At 63.5% G+C, this 21,116-nt stretch carries 16 protein-coding genes; 10 read left to right on the plus strand and 6 right to left on the minus strand.

Going from position 1 to position 21,116, the window contains the following annotated elements; genetic code table 11:
* Window positions 1-188: 188 nt before the first annotated feature.
* The 6 genes from C8N35_RS06105 to C8N35_RS06130 all read right to left on the minus strand — a co-directional run bounded on the left by C8N35_RS06105 (window position 189) and on the right by C8N35_RS06130 (window position 6,249).
* Window positions 189-1,520: an MFS transporter gene (locus C8N35_RS06105; protein ID WP_170122033.1), complete on the minus strand. Its 1,332-nt coding sequence runs from the start codon at window positions 1,518-1,520 to the stop codon at window positions 189-191.
* Window positions 1,521-1,590: 70 nt separating this feature from the next.
* On the minus strand, window positions 1,591-2,388 hold the full coding sequence (locus C8N35_RS06110; protein ID WP_245926674.1) for an enoyl-CoA hydratase-related protein: 798 nt from the start codon (window positions 2,386-2,388) through the stop codon (window positions 1,591-1,593).
* Window position 2,389: 1 nt separating this feature from the next.
* Window positions 2,390-3,190 carry a crotonase/enoyl-CoA hydratase family protein gene (locus C8N35_RS06115; RefSeq protein ID WP_107988656.1) on the minus strand — a complete coding sequence of 267 codons (801 nt, stop codon included), beginning with the start codon at window positions 3,188-3,190 and terminating at the stop codon, window positions 2,390-2,392.
* 132 nt (window positions 3,191-3,322) lie between these two features.
* Window positions 3,323-4,096, minus strand: a complete 774-nt coding sequence (locus C8N35_RS06120; protein WP_210203394.1) for an SDR family NAD(P)-dependent oxidoreductase — start codon at window positions 4,094-4,096, stop codon at window positions 3,323-3,325.
* Between the two features lie 71 nt (window positions 4,097-4,167).
* Entirely contained in the window at window positions 4,168-5,343 is a 1,176-nt protein-coding gene (locus tag C8N35_RS06125; protein ID WP_107988658.1) for a LeuA family protein, read from the minus strand.
* 9 nt (window positions 5,344-5,352) lie between these two features.
* The gene (locus tag C8N35_RS06130; protein WP_107988659.1) at window positions 5,353-6,249 is read right to left on the minus strand and encodes a fumarylacetoacetate hydrolase family protein; all 897 of its coding nucleotides are present in this window, start codon (window positions 6,247-6,249) and stop codon (window positions 5,353-5,355) included.
* A 470-nt stretch (window positions 6,250-6,719) separates the two neighbouring features.
* On the opposite strand from C8N35_RS06130, the gene C8N35_RS06135 reads away from it, so the two are divergent.
* The 10 genes from C8N35_RS06135 to C8N35_RS06180 all read left to right on the plus strand — a co-directional run bounded on the left by C8N35_RS06135 (window position 6,720) and on the right by C8N35_RS06180 (window position 21,063).
* Window positions 6,720-7,337, plus strand: a complete 618-nt coding sequence (locus tag C8N35_RS06135; protein WP_245926675.1) for an ANTAR domain-containing response regulator — start codon at window positions 6,720-6,722, stop codon at window positions 7,335-7,337.
* Between the two features lie 29 nt (window positions 7,338-7,366).
* Window positions 7,367-8,680: a CmpA/NrtA family ABC transporter substrate-binding protein gene (locus C8N35_RS06140; protein ID WP_342753481.1), complete on the plus strand. Its 1,314-nt coding sequence runs from the start codon at window positions 7,367-7,369 to the stop codon at window positions 8,678-8,680.
* A 371-nt stretch (window positions 8,681-9,051) separates the two neighbouring features.
* Window positions 9,052-10,485 (plus strand): CmpA/NrtA family ABC transporter substrate-binding protein, encoded by a 1,434-nt coding sequence (locus tag C8N35_RS06145; protein WP_428977088.1) that lies wholly within the window; start codon window positions 9,052-9,054, stop codon window positions 10,483-10,485.
* Between the two features lie 57 nt (window positions 10,486-10,542).
* Window positions 10,543-11,634 carry an ABC transporter permease gene (locus C8N35_RS06150; protein WP_107988660.1) on the plus strand — a complete coding sequence of 364 codons (1,092 nt, stop codon included), beginning with the start codon at window positions 10,543-10,545 and terminating at the stop codon, window positions 11,632-11,634.
* A 20-nt stretch (window positions 11,635-11,654) separates the two neighbouring features.
* The gene (locus C8N35_RS06155) at window positions 11,655-13,403 is read left to right on the plus strand and encodes an ABC transporter ATP-binding protein (protein ID WP_107988661.1); all 1,749 of its coding nucleotides are present in this window, start codon (window positions 11,655-11,657) and stop codon (window positions 13,401-13,403) included.
* Window positions 13,404-13,432: 29 nt separating this feature from the next.
* Window positions 13,433-15,898, plus strand: coding sequence for a nitrite reductase large subunit NirB (nirB, locus tag C8N35_RS06160; protein WP_107988662.1), 2,466 nt, complete (start codon window positions 13,433-13,435; stop codon window positions 15,896-15,898).
* A complete protein-coding gene (gene nirD / locus C8N35_RS06165) occupies window positions 15,895-16,236 on the plus strand; it encodes a nitrite reductase small subunit NirD (protein ID WP_107988663.1) in 342 nt (113 codons plus the stop codon). The genes nirB and nirD overlap by 4 nt, the downstream gene beginning before the upstream one ends.
* 28 nt (window positions 16,237-16,264) lie before the next feature.
* Entirely contained in the window at window positions 16,265-17,113 is an 849-nt protein-coding gene (locus C8N35_RS06170) for a formate/nitrite transporter family protein (protein ID WP_107988664.1), read from the plus strand.
* 112 nt (window positions 17,114-17,225) lie between these two features.
* A complete protein-coding gene (locus tag C8N35_RS06175) occupies window positions 17,226-19,913 on the plus strand; it encodes a nitrate reductase (RefSeq protein WP_107988665.1) in 2,688 nt (895 codons plus the stop codon).
* On the plus strand, window positions 19,885-21,063 hold the full coding sequence (locus tag C8N35_RS06180; RefSeq protein ID WP_107988666.1) for an NAD(P)-dependent oxidoreductase: 1,179 nt from the start codon (window positions 19,885-19,887) through the stop codon (window positions 21,061-21,063). The genes C8N35_RS06175 and C8N35_RS06180 overlap by 29 nt, the downstream gene beginning before the upstream one ends.
* The last annotated feature ends 53 nt before the right edge of the window (window positions 21,064-21,116 follow it).

Genomic DNA, 21,116 nt, shown 5'->3' on the forward strand with positions numbered 1-21,116 from the left:
CGATCGTCTGCAGCCAATGGAGACAGACCGGTCCCGACAAGCGAGCTGACGGCCCGACTTGCGAGGACGGCGCCACAACGCAAATGGCCGACCCGGAAGGGTTCCGGGTCGGCCGTTGACACGATGGGGCAGGGAGCCGGCTATTTTTCTGCCGACAGGCCGGGCGCGAACGCCCGGACCGGGTTTTGTCAGCCGAGAGCCCGTTTTGCGTTTTCGGGAGCGATCAGCACACCGATGAAGGCAAGGACGGCGATCACCTCGAAGTAGATGACGACCAGATGGAAATCCTGGCCGCCCCCCATCAGGGCGGTACCGGCGAACGGAGCGAGACCGCCGCCCAGGATGATGCCGAACTGTTTGGCAAGCGAGCTGCCGCTGACACGCACCTTGGTGGGGAACAGCTCGGCTGTGAATGCCGCTTCGGGTCCGAACATCAAGGCGTGAATGAAACCGATCGAGACGACCAGCCCGCAGACGAGCAGCAGCGGGTCCTTCAGCAGCACGATCTGGAAGAAGAACGGATACCAGATCGCCGCCAACACGATGCCTGCGATGATGAAGGGACGCCGGCCGAGACGGTCAGAGTAGGCCGCGATCACCGGCACAAGGCACATTTCCACGATATTGGCGATCATCGTTCCCGACGTGATGGAAGACGGCGCCATACCAAGCTGCCGAATGGCATAACCCAGCACGAAGACCGTGCTCATGTACTGGAAGGCACTGTGAACCATGTTCACCAGGCACCCCAGGATGGTCGCCTTCTTGTAGGTTGCGATCACCTCCAGAAGCGGTGCGCGCTGCTTCTTGGTTTCGTCCTTCACCGCCTTGAAGAGCATCGACTCGTCGACATTGTAGCGCAGCCAGGTCCCGACAAGCACCAGCACGAAGCTGAGCAGGAACGGAACGCGCCACACCCATGCGGCGAAGATTTCCTTGCTGTAGACCGCGCCCAGCAGGGCGATCAGACCGGAGGCAACGATAATGCCGATCGGTCCTGATGCATTGACCCACGAGGCGAAGAACCCGCGCCGGCCCGAGGGTGCGTTCTCCATCGTCAGCGAGACGGCGTTCATGTACTCGCCGCCGAAGGCGAAACCCTGGAGAAAACGCAAGATGATCAGACCGACCGGGGCCCAGAGGCCGATCGTGTCGTAGCTTGGCAAGCAACCGATGAAAAAGCTGGACACTCCCATGAGCAGGAAGGTCATCATCAACATCGCCTTGCGGCCGAGGCGGTCGCCGTAGTGACCGAAAACCATGCCCCCAAGCGGCCGTGCGATAAATCCAAGCGCAAAGGTCGCGTAGACCGCGAGCATGCTTGCGACCGAGTCCATCTTCGGAAAGAAGAAGTGGTCGAAGACGATTGGTGCAGTGAAGGCGTATATGAAGAAGTCGTAGTGCTCGATCGCAGATCCCAGACCCGATGCCACGACAAGCCGGCGGTAGGCGGGCGTCGTCTTGCCCGCATCCCCGGCCGAGGGCGGCAAACCGTTAGGATTAGCCCGTGCTTCCTGCATGTTATCCTCCATTTGTCATTGCGATCGGTTCAGTCGTGCCGGCCTGCAGCCGGCCAATCGACCGCAGTCTTCATTGTTTTTCCGGTGACTTCCTTTTAAGAAATGCTTGTATTCGCTTTGTTTTTTCAGAAGTTGAGAAGATCAGCTGAAAGGCCTTGCGCTCGCTGCGCAGGCCGGCCTCGAGCGGTACGTTCATGCTCTCGAGCACCATTTCCTTGATCTGTCGGACGGCCAGCGACGATTGCGACGCGATCCTCGAGGCAAGCTTCAGCGCCTCGTCGAGAACGGCCTCGTCATCGACCACGCGGCTCACCAGGCCGATGGCCTTCGCCTCCTCGGCGCCGATCATGTCGCCCGTCAGGAGCAGTTGCATTGCCGCGAACTTGCCGACGGCCCGGGTGAGCCGCTGCGTGGCGCCGCCGCCTGGAATGAGGCCGATCAGGATTTCGGGCTGGCTGAACTTTGCAGACCGGCCGGCGAGGATGATGTCCGCGTGCATGGCCAGTTCACAGCCGCCGCCGAGTGCGTAGCCGCGGACCGCCGCGACTACCGGCCGGGGGCAATTGGCAATCGCGCCCCAAAGGATGTCCATGTTGCGGGCGATGATGTCGGCCGGCGTGGCATCGACATATTCGTTGAGATCTGCACCCGCGCAGAAGGCGCGGTCATCGCCGGTAATGACGATGCAGCGAACGTCCTCGGCGCGTCCCAGCGTTTCGAAGGTCGCCGCAAGCGAGCGGCGCAACTCGAGATTGAGGGCGTTGCGCACCTGCGGCCGATCAAGCCGGACGAGGGCAATGCCGTCGATGGGCCGCTCGATCACGAGGCATGGGGTAGACTCAGGGCAAGGCATGGGTGCGTCGGACATGTCATTTGCCCTTGAAGTCCGGACGCCGTTTTTCGAGGAGCGCTGCCACGGCTTCAACGTGGTCCTGCGTCCCGTGCGCCATCGCCTGGTAGGTCGCGGCTTGCGAAAGAACCGCGTCGAGGCGGTCGTGGTGCGACTGCTTCAATAGGCGTTTCGTCCAGCGCAGAACATGCGGCGGGTTTGCCGCGATGCGCTCGGCGAGCGCCATGGCGGCGGGCATGAGTTCGTCCGGCGGAACGACCCTGGAAACCAGACCGAGCGAAAGGGCGGTTTCGGCATCGACCGGATCACCCGTGAACGCCATTTCCGCGGCGCGCGAATAGCCGATGATGCGCGGCAGCAGCCAGGAACCGCCGTCTCCGGCGACAATCCCGACCCGTACGAAGCTTTCCGCAAAGACCGCCCGCTCGGATGCGATCCTGAGATCGCACATGCAGGCGAGATCGCATCCCGCGCCGATCGCCGGTCCGTTGACAGCGGCGATACAGGGCACGTCCAGTTCCCAAAAGGCTCGCGGAATGCGCTGGATGCCCGTCCGGTACTGCTCGGCGATCTGCTCCGGCGTGCCGCCGAACATGCCTTTTCTGTCGCGCATGTCGCGGACGTTGCCGCCGGACGAAAAGGCCTTGCCGTCACCCGTCACGATGACGGCGCGGATCGAAAGATCGGCGTTGGCGGAACGAATGGCCTCCTCAAGTTCGCTATAGAAGGCATCGCCGTTGAGCGCATTGCGCGTCTCCGGGTCGCTGATTTGCAGAATCAGGACATACCCGTCACGCGAGGCGTGGAGCTTGGTGCCCATGTCTCGGATTCCTTCTCGAAAACCGCCAATATTCTGATTACGCGGCCCCCACCGGGAGCCAGGCGCTGCGGCCTGCCCGAACACAGGCCGCAGCGTCGGATGAGGCGCCGGGTGCAGCCTCCCGAAGGAGGTTCAGGCGCCCACCATCGCAAGACCGCCGTTGCACAGCAGGAACTGCCCGGTCATGTGACGAGAGTCCTCGGCCGCCAGGAACAGGGTCGGAGGCACCATGTCTTCCGGCGTCGCGATACGGCCGAGCGGCGTCTGGGCGAGAACCTGCTCGCGCCGGCCATGCGTCCAATCGTGGCGGTTCTTGAGGGCTTCCGTTTCCATGAAGGCGGCACCCAGCGTGTTGACGCGAACCTTCGGCGCAAGCGCGCGGGCGTAGGATTTCGTCAGGCCGATGACACCGTATTTCGCCGCCGCGTATTGCGGTGCGCGCGGGCTGCCGGCGATAACCACCTGCGAGCCGATATTGACGATGGAGCCGCCGGGAGCATCGCCCTCGATCATGCGAGAGCCGACCTCATGGATCATGAACATCGTGCCCTTGACGTCAACCGCGAGCGTATGGTCCACGACCTTTTCGTCGAGTTCGCGCCAGGACGTCTGGTTCAACGCCATGTCGCCAACATTGTTGACGAGGACGTCGATATGGCCGAATTCGGAGAATGCGGTCTCGGTGATCGCCTGAACTTCGGCATAGCTGGCGATATTGCCCTGGACGGTGACAGCCTTGCGCCCCAATGCCCGGATCTCTTTCGCCGTCTCTTCCGCGCCAGCGGACGAGCTGTTGTAGTGGACGACGACGTCCGCCCCCTCGTTGGCGAACGCGAGTGCGAGCACCCGCCCGAACCCACGACCGGCCCCCGTCACGAGCACCTTCTTGCCCTCGAACCTGGACATCAGCTTCTCCTTCCCGTTCTGTTCGCGCATCGGGTCCCGGCAGGTATGCCGGTGACCCGAGCCCGAATCGGTTATGCGTTGCGCTCGACGATCTCGGCGAACTCGTCGTCGGAGATCAGGCCGCGTTTCGCGATCGCCAGCTTCTTCACCTCTTCCAGCAGGACCGGCACCTTTTCCTCCGCGACCTCCAGGCCGAGATCGTTGGCCCGGATGGTGATGGAGGCCGCGCCGCTCTTCTTGCCCAGACGGATACCGCGCGACGTGTCGAGCAGTTCTGACGAGTAGGGCTCGATGGCATGGGGGAGGTGGAACTGCGCGGCGACAGCGCCGGTTTCGCGAATGAACAGGTTCTGGCCGACAACCGCCTTCCAGGGCTCCAGCTCATAGCCGGCGATTTCGCGCAGCCGCTCGGAGGCGACGCGGACACGCGTCAGATCGATGCCGGTATCGATGCCGTAGAGCAGTTCGAGCGCCAAGGCGATTTCCGGGATATTGGCGTTGCCGGCCCGTTCGCCGATGCCATCGATGGTGCCGTGAATCCACTCCGCGCCGGCGTTGATGGCGGCAACGGCGCAGGCTGTGCCAAGACCGAAGTCGTTATGCCCGTGGAAGTGCACCGGCACGTCGCCGGCCCACGACTTGACCCGCTTGACGAGGTAGGTGACCGCTTCGGGACAGGCGATCGCCAGCGTGTCGACGATAGCCAGTTCCTTCGCGCCCGCCTCCAGTGCCGTCTTGTAGACGGTCTCGAAGAAGTCGAGATCGGCGCGCGTGGAGTCGACGCCGAAATAGGCGACATGGATGCCGTTTTCGGTGCCGAACTTGACGGCGTTGCGGATGCGCTCAAGCACCTTCTCGCGGGAGACACCCAGAGCCGAAAGCTTCTGGTCGGAGATCGGCGCCTCGATGACGCAGTACTTCAGATCAAGTTCGGCCACAGCCTCCACATCGGGGATCATGGCGCGGGCAAAACCCCAGATTTCCGCGTTGAGACCAGCCTGCGCGATGGCGCGGATAGCTTCCTTGTCGTCTTCGGAGACGCGCGGGAAACCGGCCTCGATGCGACCGACGCCAAGCCCGTCGACGAGCTTCGCAATCTCCAGCTTCTGTTCCGGATCGAAGACGACGCCGACAGCCTGTTCGCCGTCGCGCAGCGTCGTGTCGTAGAAGCCGGCCGTTCTTTTCGGATGGTCGGCGAGGGCCAGCTCGTTGAGCGAGCCGGTCCACACCTTGGAACGATCAATCATGTGAACCTCTCAGAAGCCTTCGAATTCGGGGGCGTCCACGCCGTAGGCGTCTTTCCAGGACACGACGTGATTGCGCAGAACGCCGATCTTCTCGATTTCGGCTTCGATCTTGTCGCCGGGCTTCAGGTACCAGGCCTGCGGATCCGCGCTGAAGGCAGCCACGCCCGACACCGTGCCGGTGGTCAGGATGTCGCCGGCCGAATAACCGGTGGGCGAGAACTTGGCGATGAGCTGCGGGAGCGTCACCGACATGTGGCTGGAATTGGATACCTGACGCTTCTCGCCGTTCACCCGCAGTTCGAGCGCCAGATTGTAGGGATCGGGAATCTCGTCGGCGGTCACGATCCAAGGACCGAACGGGCAGAACGTGTCAATCGACTTGGAGAAAACGAAGTTCGACGACTGCATTTCCCGGCGCTGGATGTCGCGCGCGGTGATGTCGTTGAAGATAACGTAGCCGCCGATATAGTCCTTCGCGTCTTCCTCACTGATGAACTTGCCGGGCTTGGCGATGATGGCGCACAGTTCCAGTTCGTAGTCGAGTTCCTTGGTCAGGTGCTCGGGATAGACGATCGCATCATCCGGCCCGATGATGGCGTCGACATTCTGGAAGAAGACGATCCACGGCTTGATCTCGGCGACCCAGTTCGAGCGATCACCCTCCTGGGCGTGTTCGGCGTAGTTGCCGGCGGTGTGATAGATCTTCTTCGGGATGATCGGGGCCTTGAGCTTGACGTCCGCGAGCGCGTAGCGACGCGATGTCTTTCGCTCCTGCGCCTTTTCCTGGACCGGCGTTCCGAGCTCGAACAGGGCGCGCATGGACGGGATATCGATAACCACGAGCTCTTCACCCTCGAGGGCACCAACGAGCTCTTCACCGTCAACTTCAAATGTCGCAAGTTTCATTATCGAGTTTCCTCTTTCGAGATTCCGGTTTCTTAATTCGATAATACATTTGCCGTTTCCACACATACTTATGGAAGCTATTACTGAAATACCTGCCCATTTATCGTGTGATTTTGTGAAGTAAATATTTCTCCACGCGGCATTTCTTGTGTCTCTTTGTGATTTTCGTATAGGTCATTATGGGAATCTCGTATAATATTATTATTTTGGATATGTATTGATTTTGATTATGGAATGAACTGCGAACCGAGAACGGTGCCTTGCCTTGGGACAGGACAACATTGCGCCAAAGTCCGGCAACGCTTGACCCGAACGAACCGCCGGAAGGGCTGATCGTCGGCCAGGGCAACGGCGGCCCAACGCAGACGGCGCGCGCGACAGGGTGTCGCGTAATCGGTTTTTGTTGCACCTGAGACGGCTTTTGCGCTGCGGAAGTTGCAACGTAACGTGGCGGTTGGAAAATTATTGCAATGCAGCATCAAGCGCTGAATAGTATCGGCATGTCGCAACCGCCGATCCGTGTTCTTGTCATCGACGAAAATCATGTCCGGGCAGCCATTCTTGTGGATGGCCTCAACGCGGCGGGCATCGTCGACGTGACGGTGCTCGAAGGCTCGGCCAACCTTCTCAAGCGGATCGTCACCGCCAATCCCGACGTCGTCATCATCGATCTCGAAAACCCCTCGCGCGATGTTCTGGAGCAGATGTTCCAGGTTTCGCGGGTGGTTTCGCGCCCGGTCGCGATGTTCGTCGACCAGTCGGAAACCGCCACCATCGAGGCGGCCGTCGATGCCGGCGTCTCCGCCTATGTGGTGGACGGCCTGAAGAAGGAGCGGGTGAAGGCGATCGTCGACATGGCGATCAGCCGCTTCAACGCCTTTTCGCGGCTACGCGACGAACTCGACGCGGCCAAATCGGAACTGGCCGATCGCAAGATCATCGAGCGGGCGAAAGGCATCCTCATGAAGCATCGCGGAATGAGCGAACCGGAAGCCTATGCGGCACTGCGCAAGACGGCGATGAACGAAAACCGGCGACTTGCGGAAATCGCGGAAAGCGTCGTCACCGCATCGAAGCTGTTCGGTTGAGGCGCAGGCGGAGAAATGGGGGCGAAACGGTGCTGAACGATCATCCAAGCCAGAGCGACAATGCGATGGCCGACAATACCAAGACCGAAGAACGGACCGTCGTGCGCGCCGGCTTCATGCCACTCGTCGACTGCGCGCCACTGGTCGTTGCCGCCTGCAAGGGATTTGCCGAAAACGAGGGACTGACGCTTCAGCTCGTGCGCGAAAGTTCATGGGCGACCATTCGCGACAAGGTTGTTTTCGGCCATTTCGAGGTGGCGCATATGCTGGCCGGCATGCCGATTGCCCGCAGCCTCGGCATCGGCCATCTGACGGTGCCGATGATCGCCCCGTGTGCTCTGGGCCTCGGCGGCAACGCCATCACCGTTTCCGCACCACTGTTTGAATCCATGGAGCAGGAACGAGCGGGGCTCGGCGCGGCCCCCGCGTCCAACGGAGCGGCGTTGGCTCGGGTCGTTCGCAAGCGTGCGTCGTCGGCCCCGCTGGTTTTCGCGATGGTCTATCCGGTCTCCAGCCACAATTACGAATTGCGCTACTGGCTGGCGGCCGCCGGCATCCATCCCGACCGCGACGTGCGTCTCGTCGTCATTCCGCCGCCGCTGATGGCCGATGCGATATCCGCCGGCCACATTGACGGTTTTTGTGTCGGCGAGCCGTGGAACTCCATGGCGGTGGAAGCGGGAACCGGCCGCATCGTTGCGACCAAATCGGAGATCTGGCGACAGAGCCCGGGCAAGGTGCTCGGCTGCCGCAGGGATTGGGCAGACGCCAATGCGGGCCGGCTCGCCGCCCTCATCCGCGCGCTCTATCACGCCGGCCAGTGGGCGGACGATCCGGCCAATCACGAGGAACTGGCACACCTGCTCGCCCAGCCGCGCCATGTCGGGGAACCGGCAAGGATCATCATGCGCGCGCTTTCGGGGCGGATGGTCCTGGCGCCCGGCGCAGACCCGATCGCGATCCCCGATTTCCAGAATTTCCACCGCCATGCGGCCACTTTTCCGTGGCGTTCGCATGCGCTCTGGTTCTTCAGCCAGATGGTGCGCTGGGGGCAGACGACGCTCACTGCGGACAATCTGGCGACGACTGCGGGCGTCTATCGTCCCGATCTCTATCGCGCGGCACTTGCCGGCACCGGAGCGGCGCTGCCAGCTGCATCCTCGAAAGTGGAGGGCGCACTCACACGCAGCGAGGCTGTCGCGGCGGGAAAGAGAGCCCTGACACTTGGGCCCGACGGGTTCTTCGACGGCCGGACCTTCGATCCGGATCGTGTGGAGGCTTATATCGACAGCTTCGAGATCAATTCCCGCAACGGATCGCTGGAAATCGACCCGGAAGGCTGACACGAGGGCTGGTTGGGGGCTGCCCGTTGCGCAGCGGATGTGCAGACTGACGCAAGGGTTTGCACAGATCCGGTGCAGGCGAACCTGCGAGGTGCCTCTCGGAGGATTGCCTAATATTCCGATAACACGTTGATATTTAATACATATCTATATCGCTTCGTTAACTGGCACGATATCTGAATGTAGACGGAGAACGCGGCCAGGGGCGGTCGCCGACAGATATTCGCCCATCGAAGGGCATCAGCAACGCCGCTGACCGGACAGGCTTTCCACTGAGAAGCCTGTGCCGGCAGCGGCTTTTTTTGTGCTTGCGACCGCCCGCCTGGCCTCACCGGCCCGATGGGCTCTCGTGGATCAAGGGAGAGGGGATCATGACGGCCAACAAGGACGATACCTGGAAATGCGTTTCGCGGCGCGGCGCTCTGGCGCTGATGACGGGAACGCTGGCGGCAGGTGCTGCGGCGCTGGGCCCGTTTGCCGGCGCAACGCCGGCGCGCGCTGAAATGCTCGACGTGGAAAAGGACGAGCTGAAATTCGGCTTCATCAAGCTCACCGACATGGCACCGCTGGCGATCGCCTACGAAAAGCACTTCTTCGAGGATGAAGGCCTCTACGTGACGCTGGAGCCGCAGGCGAACTGGAAGGTCCTGCTCGACCGAGTGATCACCGGCGAGCTCGACGGAGCGCACATGCTGGCCGGTCAGCCGCTCGCGGCCACCATCGGCTTCGGCACCAAGGCGCATATCATCACCCCGTTCTCCATGGACCTGAACGGCAACGGCATCACCGTCTCCAACGAGGTCTGGGCGATGATGAAGCCGCATCTTCAAATGGGCGCCGACGGCAGGCCGGTGCACCCGATCAAGGCCGATGCGCTGAAACCGGTCATCAAGTCGTTCAAGGACCAGGGCAAGCCCTTCAACATGGGCATGGTGTTTCCGGTCTCGACCCACAATTACGAGTTGCGCTACTGGCTGGCGGCCGGTGGCATCAACCCGGGCTACTATTCGACGACCGACATTTCCGGCCAGATCCAGGCCGATGCGCTGCTCTCCGTGACGCCGCCACCGCAGATGCCATCGACGCTGGAGGCCGGCACCATCTCCGGTTACTGCGTCGGCGAGCCGTGGAACCAGCAGGCCGTCTTCAAGGGTATCGGCGTGCCGGTGATCACCGACTACGAGATCTGGAAGAACAATCCGGAGAAGGTCTTCGGCATCACGGCCGAATTCGCCGAGAAATATCCCAACACCACTCTGGCTCTGACCAAGGCGCTGATCCGCGCCGCACGCTGGCTCGACGAGAACGACAACGCCAACCGCGCCGAAGCTGTCGAAATCCTGTCGCGGTCCGAATATGTCGGTGCGGACGCCGAAGTCATCGCCAATTCGATGACCGGCACCTTCGAATACGAGAAGGGCGACAAGCGCGACGTTCCCGATTTCAACGTCTTCTACCGCTACTACGCCACCTATCCCTACTATTCGGACGCCGTTTGGTACCTGACCCAGATGCGGCGTTGGGGCCAGATCGCGCAGCCCAGGGACGACGCCTGGTACGCCGACACGGCCGCCAAGGTCTACCGGCCGGACATCTACCTCAAGGCCGCGAAGATGCTGGTCGAGGAAGGGCTGGTCAAGGATGACGAGTTCCCCTGGGAGAGCGACGGTTACCGCGCGCCGCAGACCGAGTTCATCGACAACGTCACCTATGACGGTCGCAAGCCCAACGACTACCTGAAATCCTTCCCGATCGGCCTCAAGGGCGAGCAGACGATCGACGGCACCGACGTGGTCGGCGGCTGACGCGCCGCGCCGCGCTTCAGCGCGCCGCTTCCTTCCCGCGCAAACGGAAATGGGATCATGACGACGACATTCGATGACGCCGCCGATGATGTGCTTGCGGTCCGCAAGCGAATACGCCGCGAACGATGGCTTTCCCGCATCAACCGGGTGTCCGGCACGCTCGACGTGTTCGGGCTCGGATGGCTGGCGCCTCTGGCGAAGATGGCGGCGGGCGACAGCCCGAAGGCGCAAGGCCGTGCGCTGTGGCAACAGCTGGTCATGCCGCTCATCGGCATTCTGGCCTTTCTGGCCCTGTGGGCGACATTCGCCCCGATGGTCCAGACCTCGCTCGGCGCCATTCCGGGGCCGGTCGCGGTATGGGGACAGGCGGTCAACCTTTATGAGGACCATCTGGCCGAACGCGAGAAGGCCGACGCCTTCCACGAACGGCAGAAGGTGCGCAACGACAAGCTGGCCGCCGCCGGCAAGACCGACCGGATCAAGTGGCGCGATTACACCGGCAAGCCGACCTATCTCGACCAGATCCTGACCAGTCTGAAGACGGTGCTGCTCGGCTTCGTGATCGCCACCGTGATCGCGGTACCGCTGGGCGTTCTCAGCGGTCTTTCAAAGGGGTTTGCCGGGGCGGTCAATCCCCTCATCCAGATCTTCAAGCCGGTCTCACCGCTCGCCTGGCTGCCGATCGTCACCATGGTGGTCTCGGCGGTCTATCTCGACCCCACCGACACGCTGCCGAAGTCGCTGATCGTCTCCGCCGTCACCGTCACGCTGTGCTCGCTGTGGCCGACGCTGATCAATACCGCACTGGGTGTCGCCTCGATCGACAAGGACCTGATGAATGTCGGCCGCGTTCTGCAGCTGCCCACGACCCGGACGCTGACCAAACTCATCCTTCCCTCCGCCCTGCCGCTGATCTTCACCGGGCTGCGGCTGTCTCTGGGGGTGGGCTGGATGGTGCTGATCGCGGCGGAGATGCTGGCGCAGAACCCGGGGCTGGGAAAGTTCGTCTGGGACGAGTTCCAGAACGGGTCGTCGGATTCGCTCGCCCGCATCATCGTCGCGGTCCTGACCATCGGCATCATCGGGTTCCTGCTCGACCGGTTGATGTACGCGCTGCAGGCCGCCTTCACCTACCAGGCGAACCGGTAGGGACCGGCGGGAGGATGATTATGCCGCTTCTCAAGATCAACGGACTGTCGAAGGCCTATGGGTCCGACACCAACCGCAATGTCGTCCTCAGGGACGTCAACCTTGCGGTGGAAGAGGGCGAGTTCGTCGCCATCCTCGGCTTTTCCGGCACCGGCAAGACGACGCTGATCTCGGCAATCGCGGGGCTGATCGCGCCGGACGAGGGTGAGATCGTGTTTCGCGACAAGCCCGTCATGGGCCCGGCGCCGGAGCGGGGCGTTGTCTTCCAGAACTATTCGCTGCTGCCGTGGCTGACGGTCGCCGGCAACGTCGCTCTCGCCGTCGATCAGGTTTTCAGGCGCGAGAAGAAGACGCAACGGCGCGCGCGCGTTGCCGGCGTCATCGACATGGTCGGTCTGTCCCACGCCAGCGAACGCCGGCCGGCGGAGCTTTCCGGCGGCATGCGCCAGCGCGTGGCGGTCGCCCGTGCCCTTGCCATGAGTCCGCAGATGCTGCTGCTCGACGAACCCCTGTCAGCGCTCGATGCGCTGACGCGCGCCAAGCTCCAGGACGAGATCGAACGGATCTGGGAGGCGGACAAGAAGACCGTGATCCTGATCACCAACGATGTCGACGAGGCGATCCTGCTCGCCGACCGCATCATTCCGCTCGATCCGTCCACCCTCCCCGGGGAAGGCGCGACGCTCGGACAGGAGTTCAAGGTGGACCTGCCGCGTCCACGTGATCGCGGCGCCGTCAATCGCGATCCGGCCTTCAAGCAGCTTCGCGGCGAGATCACCCGCTACCTGATGCAGGTGGGCGCCAACAGCGCCGCCTTGCAGGAAAACGATGCCGTGCTGCCCGATGTCGTGCCGATCCGGCGCAGGCAGGGTCCACCGGCCGCATGGGCGGCGGCGGCAAAGTCGCCGATCGAGGAGCGCTACGTCGAATTCTATGATGTCTCCAAGGTCTACCCGACACCGAAGGGCCCGCTCACCGTTGTGGATGGGTTCGAGCTGAAGATGCGCCAGGGCGAGTTCGTCTCGCTGATCGGCCACTCCGGCTGCGGAAAATCCACGGTGCTCTCCATGATCGCAGGTCTCAACGAGATTTCGGACGGTGGCATCGTGCTCGACGGGCGAGAGATCGACCGGGCGGGGCCCGACCGGGCCGTCGTCTTCCAGGCGCCATCGCTGATGCCATGGCTTTCGGCGCGCGACAATGTTGGGCTCGGCGTCGACCGGGTGTTTCCGCATGCCTCCAGGACGGAGCGCAACGACATCGTCGAATACTACCTCGCGCGCGTGGGACTGGGCGACGCGATGGACAAGGCGGCGGTCGAGCTGTCGAACGGCATGAAGCAGCGCGTCGGCATCGCCCGCGCCTTCGCGCTCAGTCCCAAGCTGCTGCTGCTCGACGAGCCCTTCGGCATGCTCGACAGCCTGACGCGCTGGGAGCTGCAGGACGTGCTGATGGAGGTCTGGCAACGCACGCAGGTCACTGCGATCTGCGTCACCCACGATGTCGACGAGGCAATCCTGCTCGCCGACCGCGTGGTGATGATGTCGAACGGCCCGAATGCCCGTGTCGGAAACATCATGGAGGTGAACCTGCCGCGTCCGCGCACCCGCAAGGACCTGCTCGAACACGCCGACTACTACGCCTACCGCGAGGAGCTGCTGGAATTCCTGGAAGCCTATGAGGGCGGGGCCAATCCGACGCCCGAACAGATCGCCTCGATCCAGCAAAAACGCACCACCCGCCAGCGCGCTGTCGAAGCCGCGGAATAGCATTGGCAATGGCACCACTGGAGCCCGTCATGGACCACAACGTGCAACGCGAGAAACTGGTCATCATCGGCAATGGCATGGCGCCGGGCCGCATGCTGGAACATCTGTTCGAACAGGCACCCGAGCGATATGACATCACCATCTTCAACGCCGAGCCCCGGGTCAACTACGACCGCATCATGCTCTCGCCGGTGCTGTCGGGGGAGAAGACCTTCGATGACATCGTCATCCATGGCGACGGCTGGTACGCCGAGCGCGGCGTCATGCTCTACAAGGGCCACCGCATCTCTGAAATCGACGTAAAGGCGAAGACGGTGCGTTCGCATGTCGGCGAAGTCGCCTCCTACGACAAGCTCGTCATCGCGATAGGTTCCGCGCCGTTCATCATCCCGATCCCGGGCAAGGACCTGCCGGGCGTGCTGACCTATCGCGATCTCGACGATGTCGACGCCATGCTGCTGGCCTGCCAGTCGCGCGGCAGGGCGGTCGTCATCGGTGGCGGCCTTCTGGGGCTCGAGGCGGCGGCGGGGCTGAAGCAGCGTGGCATGGACGTGACCGTTCTCCACCTCATGCCGACGCTGATGGAACGCCAGCTCGATCCCTCAGCCGGCTATCTGCTGCAGAAGGAGCTGGAGAGCCGGGGCATCAAGGTCGTCACCAAGGCGAACACGAAACAGATCGTCGGGGCGGAAAAGGTCGAGGGCGTGGAGCTGGAGGACGGAACCGTCATCCCCGCTTCGCTCGTGGTGATGGCGGTCGGCATCCGCCCGAACACCTCGATCGCCAGGGAGGCGGGGCTTAAGATCAACCGCGGCATCGTCGTCGACGACCGAATGAGGACCTCCGATCCTCATATCTATTCACTCGGCGAATGCGCGGAAGTGGACGGCCAGGTCTACGGGCTCGTGGCGCCGCTCTACCAGATGGCGGAGGTTCTGGCCGGCGAGCTTTCCGCCAACCCGGGCCCGGGTTTCGCCGACGTGGCCACGCCGACAAAACTGAAGGTCACGGGCATCAACCTCTATTCGGTGGGCGATTTCGCCGAGGGTGACGGCCGCGACGAGATCGTCTTCCGCGATGCCGCCGCCGGCATCTACAAACGCCTCGTGCTCAGCGACGACAGGGTGATCGGCGCGGTTCTCTATGGAGATACCGCCGATGGCGCGTGGTTCTTCGACCTGATGAAAAAGCAGCAGCCGGTGACCGAGATGCGCGAGACGCTGATCTTCGGCCCTGCCTATGCCGGAGGATCGCCGCTCGACCCTACGGCGGCCGTTGCAGCCTTGCCGGATGATGCGGAGATCTGCGGCTGCAACGGCGTCTGCAAGGGCAAGATCACCGCCGCGATCACCGACAAGGGACTAACGAGCGTCGACGGCGTGCGCGCCCACACCAAGGCGTCCGCCTCGTGCGGCACATGCACCGGACTTGTCGAACAGCTCCTGTCGCTAACGCTCGGCGATGCCTACAACCCGGCCGCGATAACGCCGATGTGCGGCTGCACCTATCTCGGCCACGACGAGGTGCGCCGGCTCATCAGATCCAAGGAGCTGAAATCCATTCCGGCCGTGATGCAGGAGCTTGGCTGGAAGTCGTCCGGGGGATGCGCCAGGTGCCGACCGGCACTCAACTACTATCTGGTGTGCGACTGGCCGCAGGACTACGCCGACGACTACCAGTCCCGTTTCATCAACGAACGCGTTCACGCCAACATCCAGAAGGACGGCACCTATTCCGTCGTCCCGCGCATGTGGGGCGGCATGACCTCGGCCAAGGAGTTGAGAGCCATCGCCGACGTGGTCGAGAAGTTCGACATCCCGGCCGTGAAGTGCACCGGCGGCCAGCGCATCGACATGCTGGGGGTGAAGAAGGAAGACCTTCCCGCCGTGTGGGCCGATCTGGGCAAGGCCGGCTTCGTTTCGGGGCAGGCCTATGCCAAGGGGCTGCGCACGGTGAAGACCTGCGTCGGCACGGACTGGTGCCGCTTCGGCACACAGGATTCCACCGGTCTCGGTATCCGGCTGGAGAAATTCATGTGGGGCTCGTGGACGCCGGCAAAGGTCAAGCTCGCGGTTTCGGGCTGCCCTCGCAATTGCGCGGAGGCGACCTGCAAGGATGTCGGCGTCATCTGCGTGGACAGCGGCTACGAGATCCATTTCGCGGGCGCGGCCGGCCTCGACATCAAGGGCACGGAGATTCTCGGCCATGTCGCCAGCGAGGACGCGGTGCTCGAACATGTCGTCGCGCTCGTCCAGATGTACCGCGAGCAGGGTCACTATCTGGAGCGCATCTACAAGTGGGCCAAACGCATCGGCCTCGACGAGATCCGCACCCGGATCATGGACGATGCGGAGCGCCGCGAGGCGTATTTCGATCGTTTCGTCTTCTCCCAGAAATTCGCCCAGGTCGACCCGTGGTCGGAGCGCGTCTCCGGCAAGGACAAACATGAGTTCAAGCCGATGGCGACGATCGAACTGACGGAGGCTGCCGAATGAACGCCGATATCGCCAACTGGACGCGGATCGGCGTCCTTGACGACATTCCGCGCCAGGGCTCCCGCAAGGTGCGCGCCGGCGCGATGACCATCGCGGTTTTCCGCAACGCGGACGACCGCGTCTTCGCGCTCGAAGACAAATGCCCGCACAAGAACGGGCCGCTCAGCCAGGGGATCGTGCATGGCGATTGCGTCACCTGTCCCCTGCACAATTGGGTGATCTCGCTTGAAACCGGCATGGCCCAAGGTGCCGATGAAGGGGAGACGCCCGCCTTCCGCGTCCGGCTCGACGGACAGGACATCTACCTCGATCTCTCCACCAATCTCGCCGCCGTTTAGGCCCCGTCACGGGGGAAAGGACCGAAGCATGTCTTATGTCACGCCCAAGGACTTCGCCACGCAGATGATCGATGCGGGTGAATCCAAGATCTTCATGTCCACCAAGGACACTCTGATCCGCGCCTACATGGCCGGAGCCATCCTGGCGCTGGCGGCCGCTTTCGCCGTCACCATCGCGGTGCAGACCGGCGAGTTTCTGATCGGCGCGATCCTGTTTCCGGTCGGCTTCTGCATGATCTACCTGATGGGCTTCGATCTTCTGACGGGCGTCTTCACGCTGTGCCCGCTGGCCCTCATCGACAGGCGGCCGGGCGTGACGGTAGGGGGCATCCTGCGCAACTGGGGGCTGGTGTTCGTCGGAAACTTCGCCGGTGCCATGACCGTCGCGGTCTTCATGGCGATCATCTTCACCTTCGGTTTTTCCGAAGCCCCGAATGCCGTCGGTCAGAAGATCGGCCACATCGGCGAAGGCCGCACCATTGGCTATGCCGCGCACGGCCTGCCCGGCATGCTGACCCTCTTCATCCGCGCCGTCATGTGCAACTGGATGGTCTCCACCGGGGTGGTCTCGGCGATGATGTCGAATAGCGTTTCCGGCAAGGTCATCGCCATGTGGATGCCGATCCTGGTGTTTTTCTACATGGGCTTCGAGCACTCGGTGGTGAACATGTTCCTGTTTCCCTCCGGCATCATGCTCGGTGGCCAGTTCACCTGGCTCGACTACCTTCTGTGGAACGAGATCCCCACCGTACTCGGCAATCTCGTCGGCGGGCTGACCTTCGTCGGCGCGATGATTTACGCCACCCATTACAAGACGTCACCCAAGCGCACACCGATCGTCTCCGAGAAGTCGGGCGTGATGGCCGCCGCCGAATAGAGCGGACGGACCAGACAGCGCATCTCCCCGCCGGCTTGTGCGGCGGGGAGCAGAGAACACGCTCGCGGGAGAGCCTGATGAAGGTGACGCTGACAGCGGCGGAAGGCCGGCCATGACCCAAACGGTAACAGGGACGACAGTGCGCACCACCTGCCCCTATTGTGGCGTGGGCTGCGGCGTGCTGGCGAATGCTACCGCAGACGGCACGGTGGCGATCACCGGCGACCCGGCGCATCCGGCCAATCGCGGCCGACTCTGTTCCAAGGGGACGGCGCTTGGCGAAACGCTCGATCTCGACGGCCGGCTGCTGCATCCCGAAATCGCGGGCAAGCGCGTGAGCTGGGACGAGGCGACACGCGCCGTCGCGGACACCTTTTCGCGCACCATCGCCGAACACGGACCGGATGCGGTCGCCTTCTATGTCTCCGGCCAGATTCTGACCGAGGACTACGCGATCGCCAACAAGCTGATGAAGGGCTTCATTGGCACGGCCAACATTGACACGAATTCGCGGCTTTGCATGGCCTCGTCCGTCGCCGGCCACACGCGCGCCTTCGGCACAGACACCGTTCCCGGCTGCTACGAGGATCTGGAGGAGGCGGATCTCGTCGTCCTCGTCGGCTCCAACACGGCCTGGTGCCATCCTGTCCTGTTCCAGCGGCTCATGGCGGCACGCGACGCCCGGGCGAACCTTGCCATCGTCGTCATCGATCCGCGCCGGACGGCTACCGCCACCTTCGCCGATCTGCATCTGCCGCTGGCGCCGGGATCCGACGTTGCGCTCTTCAATGGACTTCTCGCCCATCTCCATGACGCCGGCGCTCTCGACCAGGACTATATCGCGGCACATACGGAGGGGTTCGAGGCTGCGCTGGAGCAGGCGCATGAAACCGGTCTTGAGGGTGCATGCGCGCTAACCGGCCTCGATGCGCCCGCGCTTCGGCGGTTCTACGACCTCTTCGCGCGTACCGAGCGCGTGGTCACCGTCTATTCGCAAGGGGTCAACCAGTCCACGTCGGGCTCCGACAAGGTGAACGCCATCCTCAACTGTCACCTGGCGACCGGCCGGATCGGTCGACCGGGCATGGGGCCGTTCTCGGTGACCGGCCAGCCCAATGCCATGGGCGGGCGCGAGGTCGGGGGACTGGCGAACCAGCTTGCCTGCCACATGGAGCTCGAGAACCCGGCCCACCGCGCGATCGTGCAATCGGTCTGGCGGGCGCCCGTCATCGCGGACAAGCCGGGGCTGAAGGCGGTGGACATGTTTCGCGCGGTCGCGGACGGCCGGATCAGGGCGATCTGGATCATGGGGACGAACCCCGTCGACAGCCTGCCGGAGGCCGACCTCGTGCGCAGGGCGCTGGAGGCGTGTCCCTTCGTGGTCGTCTCCGACGTCATGCACGATACGGACACCACGCAGGTTGCCGACGTGTTGCTGCCGGCCGCAGGATGGGGAGAGAAGGACGGCACGGTGACGAATTCCGCCCGCCAGATTTCGCGCCAGCGCGCCTTTCTGGCTCCGGCGGGAGAGGCGCGGCCCGATTGGCGCATCATCCGCGACGTGGCCCATGCCATGGGCTTCGAGGAAGCTTTCGATTATGCCGGGCCGGCCGATATCTTTCGTGAACATGCCCGACTGTCGACCGAGAAGAACGACGGCACGCGCGATTTCGACATCGGCGCCTGCGCCGACATCACGAATGACGCCTATGCGACGCTGGAGCCCTTCCAGTGGCCCCGTCCCGCAGGAAGGTCCGACGGGGCGCCTACGCGCTTTTTCGCGCAAGGGGGATTTTACACGCCCCGGCGCCGGGCGCGCTTCATCGCGACACCACCGAAACAATCGGCATCGACGCCAAACGACGCCTTCCCGCTCGTGCTCAATACCGGCCGGATCCGCGATCACTGGCACACCATGACCCGGACGGCGAAGTCGCCGCGTCTGTCGCGCCACATCGCGGAGCCCTTCATCGAAATCCACCCGAAGGACGCAGAGTATTTCGATATCCGTCCGGCTTCGCTGGTACGGGTCGCAAACCGGTATGGTGCAGCGGTCGTGCGCGCGCTGGTTTCAAACGCGGCCAGGCCAGGCGCCGTCTTCGTACCGTTTCACTGGGCCGGCCAATGGGCGGCAAATGCGAGGATAAACGCGCTCGTGACCGGCCATACGGATCCCGTTTCCGGCCAGCCGGAGACGAAATCCGCCGCCGTATCCATTCGGCCCTTCGAGGCGGCGTGGCACGGCTTTGCGATCGTTTCAGACAAGCCTGCCAAGATCGAGGCGGACTACTGGGCACTTGCGAAAACGGAAGTGGGCTGGCGTGTGGAACTTGCCGGCACCGATACGCCGCAGGACTGGCAGGCGCGCGCACGCGGTCTTCTGGGGCTGCCGGGGGAGGGTAATGATCACTGCAATACCGATATCGTTTCGTTCAGTGACGCACGGGCCGGCCGCCACCGATTTGCGGCCTTTGCCGGAGGGCGTGTCGTCGCCGCACTCTTCATTGACCGCGAACCGGTTGCGGTCTCCAGGAACTGGGCAATCGAACACATACAGACCGGGGGCAACCGATTGGCGCTTCTGGCGGGGCGGCCGGGAGCGGACATGCCCGATCCCGGCGCCATCGTGTGTTCCTGCTTCTCCATTGGGGTCAACCAGATCTGCGACCTAATCACGTCCGGTCGCGCGACCAATGTCGCCGAAGTTGGAGCGGTGCTGAAAGCCGGCACGAATTGCGGATCCTGCCGCTCGGAAATCCGGAGCCTGATCGATGACGCCCGTTTGCCCCAAGCCATGTGAACCGGCCCTTGAGACGCGGTCTTCCGTGCGCGCCGCAAGGCGTATCGCCCCGCTCGCCAGGCTTCCGGTCTTCATGGGACTTGCCGGCAAGCGCGCGATCGTCGCCGGCGGAAGTCCCGCCGCAGCCTGGAAGGCGGAGCTACTCGCCGCCTGTGGAGCGCGGGTCATCGTTCTGGCTGTCGACGCATCACCCGAGATGCGCGACCTCTGCCAAAGGGAGCCTGTCGCCGGCACCCTGGAGCTCCAGACACACTGCTGGAAAGCGGAGGATCTCGCCGGGGCCGCCGTCGCGGTTGCCGATGCACAAGGCGACGAGGAGGCCGAAGCCTTCGCGACGGCGGCCCGGCGGCTCGGCGTTCCGGTCAACGTCATCGACAAGCCGGCCTATTGCGACTTCCAGTTCGGTTCCATCGTCAACCGGTCCCCGGTGATCGTTTCTATATCGACCGATGGCGCCGCTCCCATTCTGGGCCAGGCCCTGCGCCGCCGGATCGAGGCCATGCTTCCCCGCCATGTCGGCGCCTGGGCCAAGGCCGCCGGGCAATTCCGCACGCGCCTCGTCGCGTACGTACCCGACACTGCCACGCGCCGGGCATTCTGGGAGCAATTCGTCGACCGGCTTTTCGGATCGGGCGACGAAACCGTACCGAGCCTCGATGCGCTCCTGCAAACCGCCTGCGACGAACAGCGGGCGGGCTCGATCACGTTCGTCGGCGCAGGACCGGGTGATGCGGAGATGCTGACTCTGAAGGCGGTACGTGTGCTGCAATCCGCGGATACGATCCTGTTCGATCCCGCCGTGTCCGACGACGTCCTCGAGATGGCGCGCCGCGAGGCCGCACGCATACCGCTGCATCGACGGCCTTCACACAGCATGGCGAATGACGGGCGCGCGACAGTGCAACTGATGATCCGGCTTGCCCGCGAAGGCAGGCACGTGGTGCGGATCAACCCAGGCACACCGGAAAACAACCGCATGGCGGCGGCGGCAATAGCGGCGGTCAAGGCCGCCGGTGTCCCCCATACCATCGTTGGGGGAATCGAGACGTCGTCCGCCTCAGCCCGGATACGGGCATTCGAGCAGCACGGCTATACCGCCAACGACGGCAAGTCCTCTTGCAACCCGACAGTTGCGGCCCCCAGTCACTGACCAGATGACCGGTGGACAGAGCCGGCCCCGTCGGCCGCGTTGGCCCGACAACC

This window comes from Breoghania corrubedonensis, from assembly GCF_003053845.1.
GTDB lineage: Bacteria > Pseudomonadota > Alphaproteobacteria > Rhizobiales > Stappiaceae > Breoghania > Breoghania corrubedonensis.